Source organism: Saccharothrix sabaoui (assembly GCF_051756985.1).
Classification (GTDB): domain Bacteria; phylum Actinomycetota; class Actinomycetes; order Mycobacteriales; family Pseudonocardiaceae; genus Actinosynnema.
The window spans coordinates 1-17672 of sequence record NZ_JBPKJK010000179.1 but is presented as its reverse complement, the minus strand read 5'-3'; the positions used below and the strand labels follow the sequence as shown (position 1 = coordinate 17672).

Below are 17672 nucleotides of genomic sequence, written 5' to 3'. Positions count from 1 at the left end.
GCATCGCGGTGAAGTCGTCCTCGGACACGATCGGCACCCGGTAGGCGCGCGCCCGCCGCGCCTTGCCCGACAGCGTGAACGGGTCGGCCGCCACCAGCACCCGCGTCGACCTCGTCACCCAGCCCCGGCCGACCAGGCCGGACGACGCCGCGCGGTCCAGCCACACGTCGCGCGGCGTGCGCGTCTGCCCGGTGAACACCACCGCGTCACCCCGGGCGAGCGTCACCGGCACCGGCGTCACCGACGCGCCCGCGGCCACGCCCCGCCGCACCTCGGCGACCGCCGCGGTCAGCCCCAGGTCCGGGAACGGCCCCGGGAACCGCCCCGGGAGCGGGAACGCGGCCGGGTCCGCGAGCTGCGCGGCGAACAGCAGCGCCGTCGCCCGCGCGTCGTCCAGCGCGGAGTGCGCCGTCCCCGGTTCGATCCCCGCCGCCGCGCAGCACGCCGCCAACGACCGGCGACCGCCGGCCAGCCGCATCGTGCACAGCCCGTCGACCTCGACGTCCACCCCGGCGCGGGCGAACTCCGCGGCCAGGAACCGCGCGTCGAACGCCAGGTTGTGCGCCACCACGACCCGCCCGGCCAACCGCTCCGCGAGTGCGCCCGCCACCTCGGCGAACGACGGCGCGTGCCACACGTCCGCCGCGCTGATCCGGTGCACGTGCTGCGGCCCCAGGTCGCGGCCGGGGTTGACCAGCGTGCACCACTCGTCGGTGATCCGGCCGCCGTCGTCGACCCGCACCACCGCGACCTCGACGACCCGGTCCGCGCGCCGCGCGGCGAACCCGGTCGTCTCCACGTCGACCACCGCGTACCCCATGACCGGCGCACCCTACCGACCCCGGTCAGGCCCGCAGCGCCCGCACCACCAGCGCCACCACCGAGTCGGCGTACTCCCGCGTCAACGGCCCGCTGCGCAGCAGCCACCGCTGGTACAGCGCCCCCAGCAGCAGCTCGGCCACCGCCTCCAGGTCCGCGTCGACCCGCACCTCGCCCGCCCGCCGCGCCACCCGCAGCCGCTCCTCCAGCACCACCCGCCGGGGCATCAGCAGCAGCGTCACCAGGTCGGTCCGCGCCTCGTGCACCAGCGCGCGGCACACCTGGTCGAACCGCCGGTCCTCCAGCTCCACCACCGCGTCCCGCAGCTCGACCACCAGGTCGCCCACGAGGTCGTGCGTGATCACCGCGTCCGGCACGGCGGGCACCAGCTCGACGAACGCGTCGAACAGCAGCGGCCCCTTCGACGGCCACCACCGGTAGATCGTCTGCTTCCCGACCCCCGCCCGGGACGCCACCGCCTCGATCGTCAACCGCGCGTACCCGACCGCCTCGACCAGCTCCAACGCGGCCACCAGGATGGCCCGCCTGGACCGGTCGCTGCGCCGCGCCGCGTCAGGTGGCATCCCACGATCGTAGGGGTCCTCACGTCCCGTCACACGCGTCTCATTTGGATGAATCTGGCCAACTCTGCAGGGTGAGACACGCCGGCTGTGCTGGGGAAACACGCTAATGCCATTCAGGCGCCATTCAGCGCACCGCAAAAATGCGGACGATGTGCGAATTGTGTGCTGGTAATCTCTGCGCCCTAACCGCTGTCCTTCGGTAGAAGCGCATTTGCTTGCTAGGGGAATGAATGTTCACCGATGGTGTCGGACCGGTTGTCGTCGCGGTGGACGGGCCGGCTGCCGCTGGTAAAACCTCTACCTGCCTGGCGCTGGCCGAAATTTTCGGTCTCACGTACCTCGAAAGTGGCCGGACCTATCGTATCGTCGCCTTCGAAGCTCTGCAACGTGGAATTCCCACTGATGATCAACATGCGGTGGTGACGTTGTGCGACGACCTGATCGAGAAGAGTCGCACGACGAGCCTCCTGGCGGACGGTCGGTACTCGTCGAGTTCATTGCGCTCCGGATCGGTCAACGTCGCGGTCTCGGCGGTCGCCAAGATCGCCGATCTCCGTCGTCGGATCACGGAACTCGTGCGGCTGTGGGCCACTTCCCAGGCGAAATGCGTGGTGGAAGGCAGGGACGTCGGTACGGTCATCTTCCCGGCGGCACCCGTGAAGTTCTACTTGACCGCGGCCCCCGAGGCGAGGGCCGCGCGCCGGGTCGCCCAGGAGCGTGCGGGGTCGTACGACGAGGTGCTCCAGGACGTGATCCGTCGCGATCGGATCGACATGGCTCGCGCGGCATCGCCGCTGGTGCCGGCCCGGGACGCGCTCATGATCGACACCACCGAACTCACGCTCGGGCAGGTGGTGGACCGCATGGCCTCGGTGTGCAAAAGCCGCGGTGTGCCGATTCCATGATCGGCGGCGATATACCGGTGTGACGACGCGACCGTCATGACAATCGGAAGGCGTGCATCCGAATGGAGGAGGTTGCTCTCCCGACCGGTGAGGGCGCGCTACCTTGATCAGGTCGGTACGGCCTGAGCACTGATCGGTGGGCTACATGTAGAGCGAGGAGTGTGATGCGGCGATCAGCAGCGGTACGAGAAGTCGGAGCAGTGGCTACCAGGGGGGCTGATTGCCTGTTCTGCAGCTTCGACGACACGTCGATCAACGACCTGCTGGTGGACGGCGAGTTGTGCTACGTGCGCCGGGACAACTACCCGGCAGCCGAGGGACACGTGGAGGTCGTGCCGAAACGGCACGTGGAGAGCTACTTCGACCTCACCGCCGAGGAGGCCGCCGAGGTCTACGCACTGATCAAGGAGGCGCGGCGGCTCCTCGACCGGAGTTACCACCCGGACGGCTACACGATCGGCGTCAACGAGGGACGCGCCGCGGGCCGCACCATCGACCACCTGCACATCCACCTGATCCCGCGCTACCGCGACGACGTGGCCGATCCCCGAGGGGGTGTCCGGCACGTGCTGCCCGGCACCGACCCGGATGAGTGGGGCTCCTAGCGCTTGACCGCGTCCACGATGAACCAGGTGCCGCGACGGCTCGACGTGGACCGCACGGACCCGAAGCCCGCGACCTGGAGTTCGGAGACGACGGACGCGCGGGTGCGCAGTGAGAACCACCGCTGGAGCGACAGGCGACCGCCGTCCATCCACCCCTCCGCCTCCCCCTCCTTGAAACTGATCGAGACCGCACCTCCCGGCCCGAGAACCCGGCCGAGTTCGCGGAAGACCTCGAGGTGGTGGCGGCGCGGCAGGTGGAGCACGCTCGCGCAGGCCCAGACCCCGCCGAACACCCCACCTCGGAACGGCAGCGACAGCAGGTCGAGTTGCACGACCTCGACGGCGTCGCACCGGGAACGGGTCATCTCCAGCATGCGTTCGCTCAGGTCGCCGGCGATCACGGTGGCACCCCGCGCGGTCAGGTACTCGGAGTCACGGCCGACGCCGCAACCGAGGTCGAGCACGAGACCGTCGCGCGGGACCGCGTCGATGAACCTGTCCAGTTCGAGGGCGAGGCCGGGGAACTGGTCGAGGTGGCCCGTCGTCGTGGCGTACTCGTCGGCGCGCTCGTTGTAGATCCGGCGGGTCGACCGCGCGATGCCCCTCGCCGTGTCCGGCCTCACGTGCACTCGAAGTTCTCCCGTCCGATGGCGATGCCGAGGTTGCTCATCTCCTCCAGCAGTTCACGTCGGTGGAGGACCCCGTGACCGCGACTGGCGTCCACGCTGATGCAGCCGATGAACTTGTTGCGGCCGTTCCTGATCGGGGTGGCGAACAGTGCGGTGCGGTGCTTCACCTCCTGGAAGGTCTTCCACGACAGGTTCATCACGGAAGCCGCCCCGAACCTCGCGACGTGCTCGTCGAACTTCTCGCGGTCGGTGAGCTGCGCGACCAGCGGCGCTACGTCGAACTCGATCTCGCGGTCGAGCTGCCAGCACAAGCCGACCGCACCAACCCCCCGCGTGGGGTGGAACTTGCGCGTCGCCGGGTAGCTCGACATCCGGTAGGTGGCGACCCGCTTGAGCACACCGCGCACCGGGTGTCGCAGGGTCCTGCGCTTGCGCCAGAAGTGCATGGCCAGATCCCCCATCGGCAGCGGCGGCCGCACTTCCTGGCTGATCACGAGCAACGTGCCGAACGTCGAGAGGACGCGGCGCCGCATGACCACGTCGCGGTTCGCCGCGGAACGCGACTGCCGGCTCTCGAACGGTGTCAGCGCACCGAAGACGCCGGCGATGCCGAGGAGCACGAGCAGCAGGTAGGGGCGGTTGTCCAGCACAGCGGTCCAGAACTGCTTCGAGGGCACGTCGTACGCCTTGCCGGCCAGGCACAGCGTCGCCGAGAGCAGTACCGCCTTGTCGATGGTCTTGGCCGTTGCCCTCCTCACGTACTGCGGTCGCCCGACTCGTTCGGGGAATGTCGCCAAGCCCTGCCCGGCAGGCTCGTGCGCGTTCCGTCGGTACGCACCAGGGCGACGTCCCGGTCTTCGGTCACCACGCCGATCCGGTGGAAGCGGAGCTGGTCGGACAGGGCGTCGACGTGCTCCGCGGGGACGGTGAAGACCAGTTCGAAGTCGACCGAGTCCCCCATGGACAACGTCAGCGGGTCGAGCCCGAGGTGCGCGGCCACGGCGTTCACCGCGTCCGGCACGGGCAGGTCGCGCTGGTGCACGGTGATGCCGACACCAGCGGCCTCCGCGATGGCCTCCAGGGTGGCTTTCAGGCCGTCCGAGGTGTCCTGGCAACTCGTCACGACGCCACTGCCGCTCAGCGCCAAGCCCTCCTCGACCCGAGGTGTCGGGCGCTTCCAGTTCGCGAGCATGCCGGCGAGGTGGTCCGAGTCGATGGCGGAGTCGGGTACACCCGCTCGCAGGTAGGCCATGGCCGCGCCCGCCAGTCCTGTGGGAGCTGTGAGGCACACGACGTCCCCGGGTTTTCCGCCCGACCGGAGCAGGGAACCGCCCGAAGGGCAGACGCCCAGGGCCGAGGCGGACAGGATGAGGCGTTCGGCGCCGCCGACGTCGCCGCCCACGTTCTGGCAGCCGGACAGCGCGCAGGCATCGCGGATGCCCTCCAGCACACGGCCGAAAACACTGTCGGTCATGTCGGGCGGGTAGCGCACCACGGAGAGCAGGCCGATGGGGTGAGCGCCCATCGCGGCTATGTCGCTGATGTTCGCGGAGGCCAGGTAGTACCCGAGGTCGTACTCGTCCAGGTAACCCATTTCATACAAACGGAACTTGGGTCCGCGTACGTAGTCGGAGCCGACGACCAAATCGTGTTCCCCGCTGAACCGGAATATCGCACAGTCGTCCTGGGCGTCCGCGCCGGCGATCAGTTCGACCTTGCTCCGGTCGAGCCGGACGACCGGGGAAAAAGCGTCGACCTGATTGCTGAAAATTCTGACGACAGTATTTGCCAGTCTGGTCGGCTCGTCCGAGAAAACGTTGTCCTGCGGCACGTCGTCAGTCCTTCGGGGTCGCATCGGGCGATCCGAGGCGTTCGGGCCAGTGTTCGACCGTCCGCATCGTCGACCGGAGGGCTTCCTTGCGCATGACGACGGCGTAGTCCCATTCGGGGTCGTCGATCGACAGCGTCGTACCGGCCACCGAACGCAGGTACTGCCTCCGCTGCCCCGCCGTGGGGAGGTACACGCGGCAGTGCCCCCCGTACAGGCGCAGGAAGTAAGCCGAGTCCGGCCAGGGGGGTCTGCCCAGGGCTGCCGGCGAGGGCAGGTCCAGGTGGCGGAGTCCGTCGGCGATCATCAGTTCGTCCACGGCGTCCCCGTCGACGGGGAGGAAGTGGAGGTGCGCGTGGGTGATGCAGGCGTGGCTCTCGTGGTTCGCCGTGGACCCGTGCTCCATGACGAGCGGTTCGCGGAAGGTCTCGGCGTACAGGCGCGTCACCTGCCCGACCAGGCTCTCGGTTTCGCCCGGGTGCCCGCGAAAGACCTGGGCGAAGGACAGGTAGTGTTTTTTCGGCAGCAACAGCAGGTGGCCGACCGCGAGTGGTGACATGTCGGCGAGCAACGTGAACTTCTCGGACGAATAGATTCGGCGAGAAGGCGGGTTTCCCTCGTAGAACCGGTTGAAGGACGTGTCGACCGCGCCTGAGATCTCCTCGCAGAAATCGGCTCCCGTGCACTGCACGGTGCTGATCATGGTCCCCCCTGTCGTCTGCTGCCCGGTACGGCTCGACGCAAGCTGCATTTTGCGTGCGGAACACGCGGTCCCACGCTTCTCTGTCGAGGTTAGCTCGGACGAGGCAGGTGCACGTCCGCAGTTGTGCGGGCATCTCCGGGTGTCGATCGAAAACGACATCGGGAGCTCGATGATTCCTGGGCGCGGTGAATCTTTTGCTCGGGTGAAACCGATAAATGCGGCTTCCCGCAGCGCGTTCGCCGAATGACCTGTGGTGGGCGTCGGCGCTTGCCGATGCACCGACGGCCGGTCCGGGACCGCGGGGTGCACCGCCTGCCCGGGAGCAGCGGCCACGACTTCATCGGCCATCCCACCTCCCGCGGCTGTTCCTGTTCGTCGATGCCGGACCTACGGCCGGACCGCCTGCGGCAGAATCGCCGGGTGCAGATCGGGATGCTCGGACCGTTCGAGGTGCGCGCGGACGACGGGGTCCCGGCGGAGGTGCCCGGCGCGCGGTTGCGCGCGCTGCTGGCGGCCCTCGCGCTGGAGCCCGGCCGAGTGGTGCCGAGGGCGACGCTGGTCGACTGGATCTGGGGCGGGCGCCCGCCGTCCGACGCGGCGAACGCCCTGCAACGCCTGGCCTCCCGGTTGCGCCGGGTGCTGCCGGACGGGGTGGTCGACGGGCAGGCGGGCGGCTACCGGTTGGCGGTGGAGCCCGACTCCGTGGACGCCGTGCGGTTCGAACGCCTCGTCACCCGGGCCCGCACCGGCGGGGAGCCCCGGCGGGCGGAACTGCTGCGCGAGGCGCTCGGCCTGTGGCGCGGCGCGGCCCTGGAGGACGTCGGGCTGTCGGACAGCGCGGCGTTCGACGCGGCGGTCACCCGGCTCGACGGGCTGCGCCTGACCGCGCTGGAGGACCGCTTCGAGGCGGAGGTCCGGCTCGGCCTCGGCGCGGAGCCGGTCGCCGAGCTGACCGGGCTGGTGGCCGCGCACCCGCTGCGGGAGCGGCTGGTCGCCGCGCTGATGCGCGCCCTCGGCGCGGCCGGCCGGAGCACCGAGGCGCTGGAGGTCTACCAGCGCACCCGGGAGGCCCTCGCCGACGCGCTGGGCGTCGACCCCTCGCCGGAGCTGTCCGCGCTGCACGTCGCGCTGCTGCGGGGCGAGGTGGGCCGGCGGGAGGAGAGCCGCGGGACGAACCTGCGCGCCGAGCTGACCAGCTACGTCGGCAAGGACGCCGACGTCGCCGCGGTCCGCGGGCTCGTCACCGGGCACCGGCTCACCACCCTGATCGGGCCGGGCGGCTCGGGCAAGACCAGGCTGGCCGCGGAGACCGCCCGCACGCTGCTCGACGACCTGCCGGACGGGGTCTGGCTGGTGGAGCTGGCGCCCGTCGTCGCGGGCGGTGACGTGGCGCAGTCCGTGCTGGCCGTGCTCCGCCTGCGGGACGGGGTGCTCGGCGGCGCGGTGGAGGCCGACCCGGCGGACCGGGTCGTCGCCGCGCTGCGCGAGCGGGAGGCGCTGCTGGTCCTGGACAACTGCGAGCACGTGATCGAGGCGGCGGCGAAGTTCGCCCACCGCGTGCTCGGGGAGTGCCGGCGGCTGCGCGTCCTCGCGACCAGCAGGGAACCGCTGGGCATCACCGGCGAGGCGCTGTGGCCGGTCGAGCCGCTGGCCCTGCCCCCGGTGGACGCCGACGCCGACGCGATCGGGTCCTCACCCGCCGTCCGGCTGCTGCGCGAACGGGCCGGCGCGGTGCGCAAGGACCTCGCGGTCGACGACGCCGCGCTGTCCACCATGGCGCGCGTCTGCCGCGCCTTGGACGGGATGCCGCTGGCCATCGAACTGGCCGCGGCCCGGTTGCGCACCATGTCCCTCGACCAGCTCGCCCACCGCCTCGACGACCGGTTCCGCCTGCTGACCGGCGGCAGCCGCACCGCGCTGCCCCGCCACCGGACGCTGCGCGCGGTGATCGACTGGAGCTGGGAGCTGCTCAACGACGCCGAGCGGGTGGTCCTGCGCAGGCTCTCGGCGTTCTCCGGTGGCGCGAGCCTGGAGGCGGCCGAGCGGGTGTGCGCGGGCGACGACGTCGAACCGCGGCAGGTGCTCGAACTGCTCACCGCCCTGACCGAGAAGTCGCTGGTGGTCACCGAGGGCGACGCGGCCCCGCGCTACCGGCTGCTCGGCACCATCGAGGAGTACGCCGCGCACCGGCTCGCGGAGGCCGGCGAGGCGGAGTCGGTGCGCCGCGCGCACCTCGCGCACTTCACCGGGTTCGTCGAGGCCGCCGAACCGCACCTCCGCCGCGCCGAGCAGCTGGAGTGGCTCGCCGCGCTGGAGGGCGAGCACGACAACGTCGTCGCCGCGATGCGGGGGGCCCTCGCGGCGGGCGAGGCGCACGGGGCGATGCGGCTCGCGGCCGCCGCCGCCTGGTACTGGTGGCTCGGCGGGCGCAAGGCCGAGGGCAACGAGCTGATCATGGCGGCCACCGCCGTGCCCGGCGAGGTGCCCGACGGGACGCGGGTCGTGGTGTACGCGTTCATCGTGTCGTTCGTGACCTCCGGGCCGGGCGACCAGTTCTGGGCCGAGGAGTGGATCCGCAAGGCCCACGAGATCAGCCTGCGGGTGACGAGCCCGCACCCGGCGGTGCGGTTCATCGGCCCGCTGGAGAGCATGCTGCACGGCCAGGACGCGTTCCTGCCCGCGTTCGAAGCGCTGCTCGTCGACGACGACCCCTGGGTGCGCGCCCTCGCCCGGTTGCACCTGGGCAAGCTGCGGATCGTGCTCGGCCACGACGGGCGGGAGGCGGACGCGCACCTCGAAGCGGCGCTCGCCGAGTTCCGCGCGATCGGCGAGCGGTGGGGGATCTCGTTCGCCCTGGCCGAGCTGGCCGACCGGATCGCCGTGCGCGGCGGGTTCGCCGCCGCGTGCGAGCACTACGAGCAGGCGATCGCGGTCGTCACCGAGCTCGGCGCGCTGGAGGACGTCGTGCGGATGCGGTCGCGGCAGGCCCAGCTGTACTGGCTGCTGGGCGACGCGCGGGCGAGCGCGGCGGCCATGGTGGAGACGCAGCGGCACGCGGACCGGACCGCCTGGCCGCAGACGGTCGTCGAACTGGCCCTGCTGAAGGCGGAGCTGGCCCGCTGGAGCGGTGACGCCGAGGAGGCGCGCCGGCAGTTCGCCGTCGCCACGGCGGCGCTGGGCGACGACGCCGAGCAGCCGAACATCCGCGCGATGGCGCACGACCTGCTCGGCTACCTCGCCGACGGGCTGGACGAGGTCCGCGACCACCGCGCGGCGGCCTTCCGCGCGGCGGCCGAGGCCCGGCACCCGGTCCTGGTCGCGCGGGTGCTCGTCGGGATCGCGGACCTGGCGCTGCGCCGGGAGCGGCCCGAGCAGGCCGCCCGGCTGCTCGCGGCGAGCGCCGGCGTGCGCGGCCTGCCGGACCGCTCCCACCCGGACGCGGTCCGGGTCGAGGCGGCGGTGCGCCGCGACCTCGGCGACGCGCGGTTCACCGAGGTCACCCTGGAGGGCGCGCGGGCGGACTGGCGCGAACTGGCCGAGGACGCCCTGACCCCCTGACCGCCCGCGCCCCCGACCGCCCGCGTTCCCCGACCGCCCGCGCCCCCCGACCGCCCGTGCGCGATCACCAGGTGACCGGCAGCTCGTGCACGCCGTAGATGTTCATGTCGGACCTGACCCGCACCTCGCCGGCGGGAACGGCGAGCCCGAGGGTCGGGAAGCGGCGCAGCAGCGCCTCGAACCCGGCACGCATCTCGATGCGGGCCAGCTGCTGGCCGAGGCACTGGTGCACGCCGTGCCCGAAGGCCAGGTGGCCGCGGGCGCCGCGGCGGACGTCCAGGGTGTCGGGGTCCTCGAAGCGCCGGGGGTCGCGGTTGGCGGCCAGCAGCGAGACGATGACCGTCGACCCCTCGCGGATCGTCTCGCCGCCCACTTCGAGGTCCTCGGTGGCGTAGCGGAAGAAGATGTCGGCGACGGACAGGTAGCGCATCAGCTCCTCGACCGCGCCGGGCAGCAGGTCCGGTTCCGCGCGCAGCGCCGCCAGCTGCTCAGGGTGCTCCAGCAGCGCGAAGGTGCCCAACCCCAGCATGTTGGCCGTCGTCTCGTGGCCCGCGAGCAGCAGCAGGAAGGCGACGCCGGTCAGCTCCTCGACGGTCAGCTCGTCGTGGCGCGCCAGGTCGGACAGCAGGTCGTCGTCGGGCTCGGCGCGCTTGCGCGTGACCAGCCCGGCCAGGTACGAGTTCAGGGCGCCGTAGGCGGCCATCTTGTCCTCCAGCGCCACCTCCCTCTCCATGAACTTGGCGGAGTTCGCCTGGAAGGACTCCCGGTCCTCGTAGGGGACGCCGAGCAGTTCGCAGATCACCAGCGACGGCAGCGGCAGCGCGAACTCCCGGACCAGGTCGACCGGCGGGGTCAGGCGCGCCACCTCGTCGAGCTGCCGCTCGGCCAGCTCGACGACGCGCTCCTCCAGCGCCTTCATCCGCCTGACCGTGAACGCGCCGGTGAGCATCCGCCGCAACCGGGTGTGGTCCGGCGGGTCCATGGCGATGAACAGGCCCGGGACCTGCGGCGACGGCTCGGTGGGCGCCGGCATCCCGGGGGTCTCGTACGGCATGTGGAGGACGCCGATGTCCTGGCGCGAGCTGAACCGGGTGTCGGCGAGGACCTGGCGCACCTCGTCGTAGCCGGTGATCAGCCAGCCCTCGTGGCCGTCCTGGAAGAGCAGCGGGCTGACCGGGCGGGCCCCGCGCAGCCCGGTGATGGCGCGGGGCGGGTCGAAGGGACCCGCGTCGCGCTCCGTGGGCAGGCCCTGCGGTACGGGGACGGTGCTGGTCATCCGGTGTCCTCTCGTGGTGGTTGTGGTCACCACGATCACCGGGTGACCTGACACGCCGCTGACACGGCCCGGACACCGCCCCCACGTCGTCATCCCCGCGCCGTCACCCCTGCGCCGTTACCCCTGCCCGCCGCAGAACACCTCGTCGAGGAGCTTCCCCAACGACTCCCGGAAGACCCCCTGGAGGGACAGCTCGGCGTCGTCCACGTAGGTCAGCGAGGCCGTCAGGGTCCTGCTGCCGTCCACCGAGCGGTACATCAGCGTCGCGTAGCCCTGCACCCCGCCGTTGTGGTTGAGGACCGCGCCGCCGCAGCCCGGACCGAGGTCCAGCACGAACAGCCCCAGGCCGTAGCCCGTCGCGGGGTGCGGTTCGCGCATCTCGGCCAGCAGCGGCGCCGGGAGGAGCGTCCCGCCCGTCAGGCCGGCCATGAACGCGGCCAGGTCCGCGGTGGTCGAGACCAGGTCACCGGCGCCGGGCACCCACGAGGGGTTCTGGCGGGTGATGTCGACGACCTCCTCCCGGCCGTCCTTCTGGTACCGGTAGTAGGCGTGGGCGTGCGGCCCGGGGATGCCCGCGGAGGTGCCCGGCACGACGGTGTCCCGCATCCCGAGCGGCCGCAGGACCCGCCGCCGGACCTCGTCGGCGTACGAGTTGCCGGTGACCGCCTCGATCAGCAGCAGGGCCAGCGCGTAGTTGGTGTTGCTGTAGCTCCAGCCCGTGCCGGGGGCGAACCGCGCCGGCCTGGACAGGGCGTACCGCGCCAGCTCCACCGGCCGGTAGGTGCGGAACCGGCCCTCCACCCACTCCGGGCCCGACCAGGTGATCCCCGGCTCGACCGTCCCGTCCGGGCGGACGTCGCCGGTGTGGTTGGACACCCCGCTGGTGTGCTGGAGCAGCATCCGCACCGTGATCCCCGGGTCCAACCCGAGACCCGGCAGGTGGTCGGCCGCCGACGCGTCCAACCCCACCGCGCCCTCGGCCACCAGCTGGAGCACCACGGTCGCCGTGATCGTCTTGGTGGCGCTGCCGATCCGGAACCGCCCGTCCGTCGGCGGCTCCGCGGCCCCGCCCAGCCTGCGCACGCCCGCGCTGCCGACCCACTCGCCCCGCTCGTCGCGCACCCGCAGCTGCATCCCCGCGATGCCCGAGTCGACGGTCTCCCGCATGATCGCCCGCAGCTCCGGGCGGTCCTGCCCGGCGGCGACGGCGCGGTCCGCGACGGCCACCCCCGGCGCGACCAGCCCGACCAGCAGCGACGCCACCAGCGCCACGACCCCCGCCCGCCGGACCCCCGCCCGCCGGACCCCACCGCGCCCGGCACCCCTGCTCGACCGCGACCACGCGGCCCCGTTCCGTGAACTCGTCATGGCGACCACGATCACCGGCCACCCTGACACCGCACCGCCACCACCCTGACGCCGAGCCACCCCGACGCCGAGCCGACGGCGCGGCCTACCCCTGGGCCAGGTCGGCGAACCGGCTGTAGTGCAGCTGGTGGGCCACCGTGATGGTGGCCGTCGGACCGGCGCGGTGCTTGGCGATGATCAGGTCCGCCTCACCCGCGCGCGGGTCGTCGCGCTCCCACGCGTCGGGCCGGTTGATCAGGATCACCATGTCCGCGTCCTGCTCCAGCGAGCCGGACTCGCGCAGGTCGGACAGCTGGGGCCGCTTGTCGGTGCGCTGCTCCGGGCCTCGGTTCAGCTGGCTGATCGCGATCACCGGGACCTCCAGCTCCTTGGCGATGAGCTTCAGGTTCCGGGAGAACTCGGAGACCTCCTGCTGGCGGGACTCGCTGCGCTTGCCCGACGACATCAGCTGGAGGTAGTCGACCACCACGAGCCGCAGGTCGTGCCGCTGCTTGAGCCGCCGGGCCTTGGCCCGGATCTCCATCATCGTCAGGTTCGGCGAGTCGTCCACGAACAGCGGCGCCTCGCTGATCTCGCTCATCCGCCGCGCCAACCGCGTCCAGTCGTCGTCGCTCATCTTGCCGCCTCGCATGTCGCCGAGCCGGATGCGGGCCTCGGCGGAGAGCATGCGCATGACGATCTCGGTGCGCGACATCTCGAGCGAGAAGATGGCGCTGGTCAGACCGTGCTTCACCGAGCAGGAGCGGGCGAAGTCCAGTCCCAGCGTCGAGTTGTGCGTGGGCACCATCGACCGGCCGGCGAGGTAGAGGTGGTCCGCGTTGTCCACCTCGACGCACCGCACCGGGACGCTCTCGACCGGGCGGACGTCGACGATGAACCGCGATCCGGTGCGGGCGGTGCCCGCGGCCCGGCGACGCTCCTTCAGCACGAGGCGCTTGCGTTCGAGGCGGAACACGTCGTCCTCGGTGCCGAACGTCAGGATGTACGCGGTCGACGACTCCTCGCTGCGCCCGCGCACCCGCTTGGTGCTGGTCGAGCACCGGTAGCCCAGTCCGACGACCAGCTCGCGGACGTCCTCGGCCAACCGCCGGTTGGTCACCGAGAACTGCACCGAGCCGCCCGCGGTGACGGTCCCGTCGGTGTCGAGCAGACCGGCCAGCAGCGCCCGCCGCTGGGCGGTGGACGCCCGCAGGTAGGTGGCGGGGACGTGCTTGTCGCCGAGCACCCCGAGGCCCCGCAGGAGCGCCTGGACGGTGCCGTGCCTGCCGTGGCAGTCCTGGCAGCGGCGCAAACCGCTCGACGGCCCCCCGCAGTCGGGGCAGGTCGGCGCGGGCAGCCGGATGCCGTGGAGGAGACCGCCGTGCGGCACCACGTCGTAGCCCTCGGCCTCGACGTGCCAGGCGATCTCCGGGTCCGCCGTGGTGAACCGCGCCGACGCCGAGTGCCCGTCGCCCAGCCACGCGCCGAGCGTGTAGGGACCGATCGGCAGGTCGGCCTCGGGCAGGTCGAGCGGCGCGGTGTTGGTCACCGAGTGGTTCAGGCGGGCGTCGGCGGTGCCGCAGCGCAGGGTCGCCGCGATCTCCCGGGTGGTGCGGACCTCGGCGGACGCGTGCTTCGAGCGCCGCGACGCGCGGGTCTCGGTGAGCCACTGGTGCTCGGCGTCGGCGACGATCACGGTGCCGTCGGAGAACTCGACCTCGTAGCACGGCCGGCCGTGCATCACCCCGGTCGCCGCGACCACCCTGGTGGGCCTGCCGTCGGCCCCGACGAGGTGGTCACCGACCTCGACCTCGCCCATCGTCGTCCAGCCCGTGGGCGTGGCGAGGGGGGTGTCCAGGGCGAGCGCCTTGCCCACGCCCGGCCGGGCCGCGACGATGATCATCTGACCGGGGTGCAGGCCGTTGGTCAGCTCGTCCAGGTCGGCGAACCCGGTGGGGATGCCCAGCGACGACCCGCCGCGCGAGGCGATGGCGTCGATCTCGTCCATGGTCGGCTGGAGCAGCTCCTCCAGGACCACGTAGTCCTCGGTGGTGCGGCGCTCGGTGACCTCGTAGATGGCGGCCTGGGCGCGGTCGACGACCTCGTCGACATCGGCTCCCTCGGCGCCGTTGTAGCCGAGCTGGACGATCCGGGTGCCCGCCTCCACCAGGCGCCGCAGCACGGCCTTCTCCGCCACGATCTCGGCGTAGTAGGAGGCGTTCGCGGCCGTCGGCACGGTGGCGATCAGGGTGTGCAGGTAGGGGGCGCCGCCGACGCGCAGCAGCTCGCCCCGGCGCTCCAGCTCCGCCGAGACGGTGATGGGGTCGGCGGGCTCGCCGCGGCCGTACAGGTCGAGGACGCAGTCGTACACGGCCTGGTGCGCCGGGCGGTAGAAGTCGTTGGGCGCGAGGACCTCGACGACGTCGGCGATCGCGTCCTTGCTCAGCAGCATGCCGCCCAGCACCGACTGCTCGGCGGCGAGGTCCTGCGGCGGCTGCCGTTCGAAGCCGGGCTCGGCCATGCCCCGGTCGTCCACCAGCGCCACCGTGAGCTCACCCCAATCTGCTGCCGTGCGGATGTTTCTACCCCGTCCGACCGACAAAAGCCGGTAACCCGGGTGCGGCGATTCAGCGACGCTAGAGGCCCCCGGTTGGACCAGGCAAACGGGACTGTGGACAACCCGGTGGACAGCTTGGGGATGGCGGGCCGAACCTGACCACAGGGCCTGCGAAACCTGTGGACAACTTGGGTACAAGTGGGTCCGTGACAGAAGTTGTGCCTGCTCAGACCCTGTGGATGAATTTGTGGACAACCGGTATGTCACAGCCCCGGCGTGTCGCGTGTTACCGCCTCTTCGGCGTGTCGCGCACACCGCGTCACACGAGTTGTCCACAGCCGAACGCACGAAAGCGCCGCCCGACCAGAACACCTGGTCGAACGGCGCTCCCGCGTGGAAAGTGCCTGGGCTCAGCCCTGGGCGGCGACCTCGACGGCCAGCGCCACGGTGACCTCCGGGTGGAGGCGGACGTTCACCGAGTGCTTGCCGAGGGTCTTGATGTGGCCCGCCAGGTCCACGGCCCGCTTGTCGAGCGTCGGGCCGCCGGCCGCGCGCACGGCCGACACGACGTCGGCCGAGGTGACGGAGCCGAACAGCTTCTTCGAGCCCGCCGCGGCCTTGGCCTTCAGCGTCACGGAGCCCAGGCCCTCCAGGGAGGACTTGATCTCCTTGGCGTGGTCCAGGTCGCGGACCCGGCGGGTCTCCTGCGCACGGCGGATGACCTCGACCTGCTTGGCCGCGCCCTTGGTGGCGACGATCGCCAGGCCGCGGGGCAGCAGGTAGTTGCGGCCGTAGCCGTCCTTGACCTCGACGATGTCGCCGGGGCCGCCGAGGCCGGTCACGTCAGCGGTGAGGATGAGCTTCACGATGCCGTCCCCTTTCTCAGCGAGCCGTCGAGGTGTAGGGCAGCAGCGCCATCTCGCGGGCGTTCTTGACGGCGACCGCGACGTCGCGCTGGTGCTGGGAGCAGTTGCCGGTGACCCGGCGGGCGCGGATCTTGCCCCGGTCCGAGATGTACTTCCGGAGCAGGGTGGTGTCCTTGTAGTCGATGAGGTTGGCGTTCTTGTCCTTACAGAACGCGCAGACCTTCTTCTTGGGCTTGCGCACAGGCGGCTTGGCCATGTGTGGACTCCTGGTATTACGCGGTGAAGTGTGGATGGACCGGTGCGCGGGTCTAGAAGGGGGGCTCGTCGGCGAAGCCACCGGAGCCGGCCGGCGGGGCGGAACCCCACGGGTCGTCAGCCGGGGCGCCACCGCCACCGCCACCGCGGGACTGACCGCCGCCGCCGCCGAAGCCGCCGCCGCCGTCACCCCTGCTCACCTTGTTGACCTTCGCGGTCGCGTAGCGCAGCGAGGGGCCGATCTCGTCGACCTCAAGCTCGATGACGGTGCGCTTCTCGCCTTCCTTCGTCTCGAAGGAACGCTGGCGAAGCCGCCCGGTCACGACTACGCGCGAGCCGCGGGTGAGGGACTCGGCCACGTTCTCCGCGACCTGCCGCCACACGTTGCACCGCAGGAACAGCGCCTCCCCGTCCTTCCACTCGCCGCTCTGGCGGTCGAAGGTGCGGGGCGTGGAGGCGACCGTGAAGCTCGCCACCGCGGCACCCGACTGGGTGAAGCGCAGTTCCGGATCGGCGGTCAGGTTCCCGACCACCGTGATCGTCGTCTCGCCGGCCATGGTCGGGAGCTCCTAGGCCCTGGCTGCCTTGGCGGCCTTCGCGGCGGCCTTGGCGTCCGCCTTGGCCGCGACCTTCGCCGCGGTCTTGGCGGCCCGGACCGGGTCGCGGCGCAGGACCTTGGTCCGGAGCACCGTCTCCTGGAGGCCGAGCTGGCGGTCGAGTTCCTTCACCGCGTCGGGGGTCGAGGTCAGATCGAGGATGGCGTAGATGCCCTCCGCGTTCTTGTTGATCTCGAAGCTCAACCGGCGCTTGCCCCACACGTCGACCTTCTCCACGTTGCCGCCCGTGGTGCGGATGACGTTGAGGAACGTGTCGAGGGACGGCGCGATCGTGCGCTCGTCGAGACTGGGGTCGAGGATGACCATCACTTCGTAATGACGCATGTGGACCACTCACCTCCTGTGGACTCGGCGGCCACGGACGTTCCGTGGCAGGAGGGTCTGTCGCGTCAGCAACCCGAAAAGGGTAACAAACCCCCGGACGGGTAAGTCCGGGGGCCTGTTCACGCAGGTCGGGCGTCGCTCACAGCTTCCAGTTGTGGAAGTTCGCGAAAGCCGGCTCGGTGATCCGGGTGCCCCGGTTGTGGTCCCCGTAGCCGTACGCGTGCACCGCGATGGCGCAGTACGTCGTGCAGCCGACGTGGTAGACGGCCGAACCGCTCTGCCCGCCCACGGTGTCCAGGTGGTAGGCGACCTGGCGGGTGTAGAGGGCCGAGACCGCGCTGCTGGTGAGCCACTGGGTGGCGCTGGGCTTGTCCTGCGGGTAGCCGGCGCTGCTCACCGCGCTGCCCGCGCCGGGCGTGGACGCCCAGTTCATGCCGTACCAGCCGGTGGTGGTGCCGACGGTGCAGTTGAGCTTGAGGGCGGCGTAGTCGTACTCGACGCTGGCGCTCTGGGTCCAGCCGGTGACGCTGAAGACGCCGGACGTGCCGCAGCTGCCGTACGGCGAGGTGGCGCCGTTGCGGCCCGGGTAGACGGTGAAGTTGGTGTTCCAGGCCCCGGACGCGCCGCCGGAGTGCACGCAGTGGCCCGCGGTGGCGACGGCGTTCGCCGCGTACAGCCAGCCCGTGCACCAGCTCGTCGCGCCGTTGGGCTTGGTGTAGGTGAAGTAGACGTTGGCGCGCGCCGGGTAGACCGTGGTCGGGGTGACCTGGGTGCGCTCGTCGGGCGCGATGATCGACGC

General features: G+C 71.6%; 17 protein-coding genes. 3 read left to right on the top strand and 14 right to left on the bottom strand.

Annotation, left to right across the window (positions count from 1 at the left end):
• A partial coding sequence (locus ACR807_RS35680; protein ID WP_438925915.1) for an exonuclease domain-containing protein occupies positions 1–820 on the bottom strand: 820 nt, incomplete at its 3' end.
• Between the two features lie 25 nt (positions 821–845).
• Positions 846–1403: a TetR/AcrR family transcriptional regulator gene (locus ACR807_RS35675; RefSeq protein WP_438925914.1), complete on the bottom strand. Its 558-nt coding sequence runs from the start codon at positions 1401–1403 to the stop codon at positions 846–848.
• Between the two features lie 230 nt (positions 1404–1633).
• Between ACR807_RS35675 and cmk the strand changes: the two genes are divergently transcribed.
• Both cmk and ACR807_RS35665 read left to right on the top strand, forming a co-directional pair.
• Positions 1634–2308: a (d)CMP kinase gene (gene cmk, locus ACR807_RS35670; RefSeq protein ID WP_438925913.1), complete on the top strand. Its 675-nt coding sequence runs from the start codon at positions 1634–1636 to the stop codon at positions 2306–2308.
• A gap of 200 nt (positions 2309–2508) precedes the next feature.
• Positions 2509–2913: an HIT family protein gene (locus tag ACR807_RS35665; RefSeq protein ID WP_438925912.1), complete on the top strand. Its 405-nt coding sequence runs from the start codon at positions 2509–2511 to the stop codon at positions 2911–2913.
• On the opposite strand, the gene ACR807_RS35660 is transcribed toward ACR807_RS35665, so the two are convergent.
• Genes ACR807_RS35660 through ACR807_RS35645 form a run of 4 tightly spaced genes read right to left on the bottom strand, consistent with a single transcriptional unit; the run spans position 2910 to position 6073 of the window.
• A complete protein-coding gene (locus tag ACR807_RS35660) occupies positions 2910–3536 on the bottom strand; it encodes a class I SAM-dependent DNA methyltransferase (protein WP_438925911.1) in 627 nt (208 codons plus the stop codon). The two genes, ACR807_RS35665 and ACR807_RS35660, sit on opposite strands and share 4 nt — an antisense overlap.
• Entirely contained in the window at positions 3533–4300 is a 768-nt protein-coding gene (locus ACR807_RS35655; RefSeq protein ID WP_438925910.1) for a hypothetical protein, read from the bottom strand. Before ACR807_RS35655 ends, ACR807_RS35660 begins: the two co-directional genes overlap by 4 nt.
• The gene (thiL, locus tag ACR807_RS35650) at positions 4297–5373 is read right to left on the bottom strand and encodes a thiamine-phosphate kinase (RefSeq protein WP_438925909.1); all 1077 of its coding nucleotides are present in this window, start codon (positions 5371–5373) and stop codon (positions 4297–4299) included. Before thiL ends, ACR807_RS35655 begins: the two co-directional genes overlap by 4 nt.
• A gap of 4 nt (positions 5374–5377) precedes the next feature.
• Positions 5378–6073 (bottom strand): HIT domain-containing protein, encoded by a 696-nt coding sequence (locus tag ACR807_RS35645; RefSeq protein ID WP_438925908.1) that lies wholly within the window; start codon positions 6071–6073, stop codon positions 5378–5380.
• Between the two features lie 420 nt (positions 6074–6493).
• Between ACR807_RS35645 and ACR807_RS35640 the strand changes: the two genes are divergently transcribed.
• On the top strand, positions 6494–9631 hold the full coding sequence (locus tag ACR807_RS35640; protein WP_438925907.1) for an ATP-binding protein: 3138 nt from the start codon (positions 6494–6496) through the stop codon (positions 9629–9631).
• 64 nt (positions 9632–9695) lie between these two features.
• On the opposite strand, the gene ACR807_RS35635 is transcribed toward ACR807_RS35640, so the two are convergent.
• The 8 genes from ACR807_RS35635 to ACR807_RS35600 all read right to left on the bottom strand — a co-directional run.
• Positions 9696–10907 carry a cytochrome P450 gene (locus tag ACR807_RS35635; protein WP_438925906.1) on the bottom strand — a complete coding sequence of 404 codons (1212 nt, stop codon included), beginning with the start codon at positions 10905–10907 and terminating at the stop codon, positions 9696–9698.
• Between the two features lie 117 nt (positions 10908–11024).
• Positions 11025–12275: a serine hydrolase domain-containing protein gene (locus ACR807_RS35630; RefSeq protein WP_438925905.1), complete on the bottom strand. Its 1251-nt coding sequence runs from the start codon at positions 12273–12275 to the stop codon at positions 11025–11027.
• Between the two features lie 85 nt (positions 12276–12360).
• Positions 12361–14799, bottom strand: a complete 2439-nt coding sequence (gene dnaB / locus ACR807_RS35625) for a replicative DNA helicase (RefSeq protein WP_438925904.1) — start codon at positions 14797–14799, stop codon at positions 12361–12363.
• Between the two features lie 422 nt (positions 14800–15221).
• On the bottom strand, positions 15222–15680 hold the full coding sequence (gene rplI, locus ACR807_RS35620; protein WP_438925916.1) for a 50S ribosomal protein L9: 459 nt from the start codon (positions 15678–15680) through the stop codon (positions 15222–15224).
• Between the two features lie 13 nt (positions 15681–15693).
• Complete coding sequence (rpsR, locus tag ACR807_RS35615) at positions 15694–15933, bottom strand: 30S ribosomal protein S18 (RefSeq protein WP_015805710.1); 240 nt, start codon at positions 15931–15933, stop codon at positions 15694–15696.
• Positions 15934–15985: 52 nt separating this feature from the next.
• Positions 15986–16489, bottom strand: a complete 504-nt coding sequence (locus tag ACR807_RS35610) for a single-stranded DNA-binding protein (protein WP_438925903.1) — start codon at positions 16487–16489, stop codon at positions 15986–15988.
• 12 nt (positions 16490–16501) lie between these two features.
• The gene (gene rpsF, locus ACR807_RS35605) at positions 16502–16873 is read right to left on the bottom strand and encodes a 30S ribosomal protein S6 (RefSeq protein ID WP_438925902.1); all 372 of its coding nucleotides are present in this window, start codon (positions 16871–16873) and stop codon (positions 16502–16504) included.
• 139 nt (positions 16874–17012) lie between these two features.
• A partial coding sequence (locus ACR807_RS35600; protein ID WP_438925901.1) for a trypsin-like serine peptidase occupies positions 17013–17672 on the bottom strand: 660 nt, incomplete at its 5' end.

Bases quoted from the DNA above. Each gene is read 5' to 3' on its own strand.
- rpsF (WP_438925902.1), bottom strand. From the start codon at position 16,873: ATGCGTCATTACGAAGTGATGGTCATCCTCGACCCCAGTCTCGACGAG.
- ACR807_RS35630 (WP_438925905.1), bottom strand. From the start codon at position 12,275: ATGACGAGTTCACGGAACGGGGCCGCGTGGTCGCGGTCGAGCAGGGGT.
- cmk (WP_438925913.1), top strand. From the start codon at position 1,634: ATGTTCACCGATGGTGTCGGACCGGTTGTCGTCGCGGTGGACGGGCCG.
- ACR807_RS35635 (WP_438925906.1), bottom strand. From the start codon at position 10,907: ATGACCAGCACCGTCCCCGTACCGCAGGGCCTGCCCACGGAGCGCGAC.
- ACR807_RS35610 (WP_438925903.1), bottom strand. From the start codon at position 16,489: ATGGCCGGCGAGACGACGATCACGGTGGTCGGGAACCTGACCGCCGAT.
- ACR807_RS35645 (WP_438925908.1), bottom strand. From the start codon at position 6,073: ATGATCAGCACCGTGCAGTGCACGGGAGCCGATTTCTGCGAGGAGATC.
- ACR807_RS35675 (WP_438925914.1), bottom strand. From the start codon at position 1,403: ATGCCACCTGACGCGGCGCGGCGCAGCGACCGGTCCAGGCGGGCCATC.
- rpsR (WP_015805710.1), bottom strand. From the start codon at position 15,933: ATGGCCAAGCCGCCTGTGCGCAAGCCCAAGAAGAAGGTCTGCGCGTTC.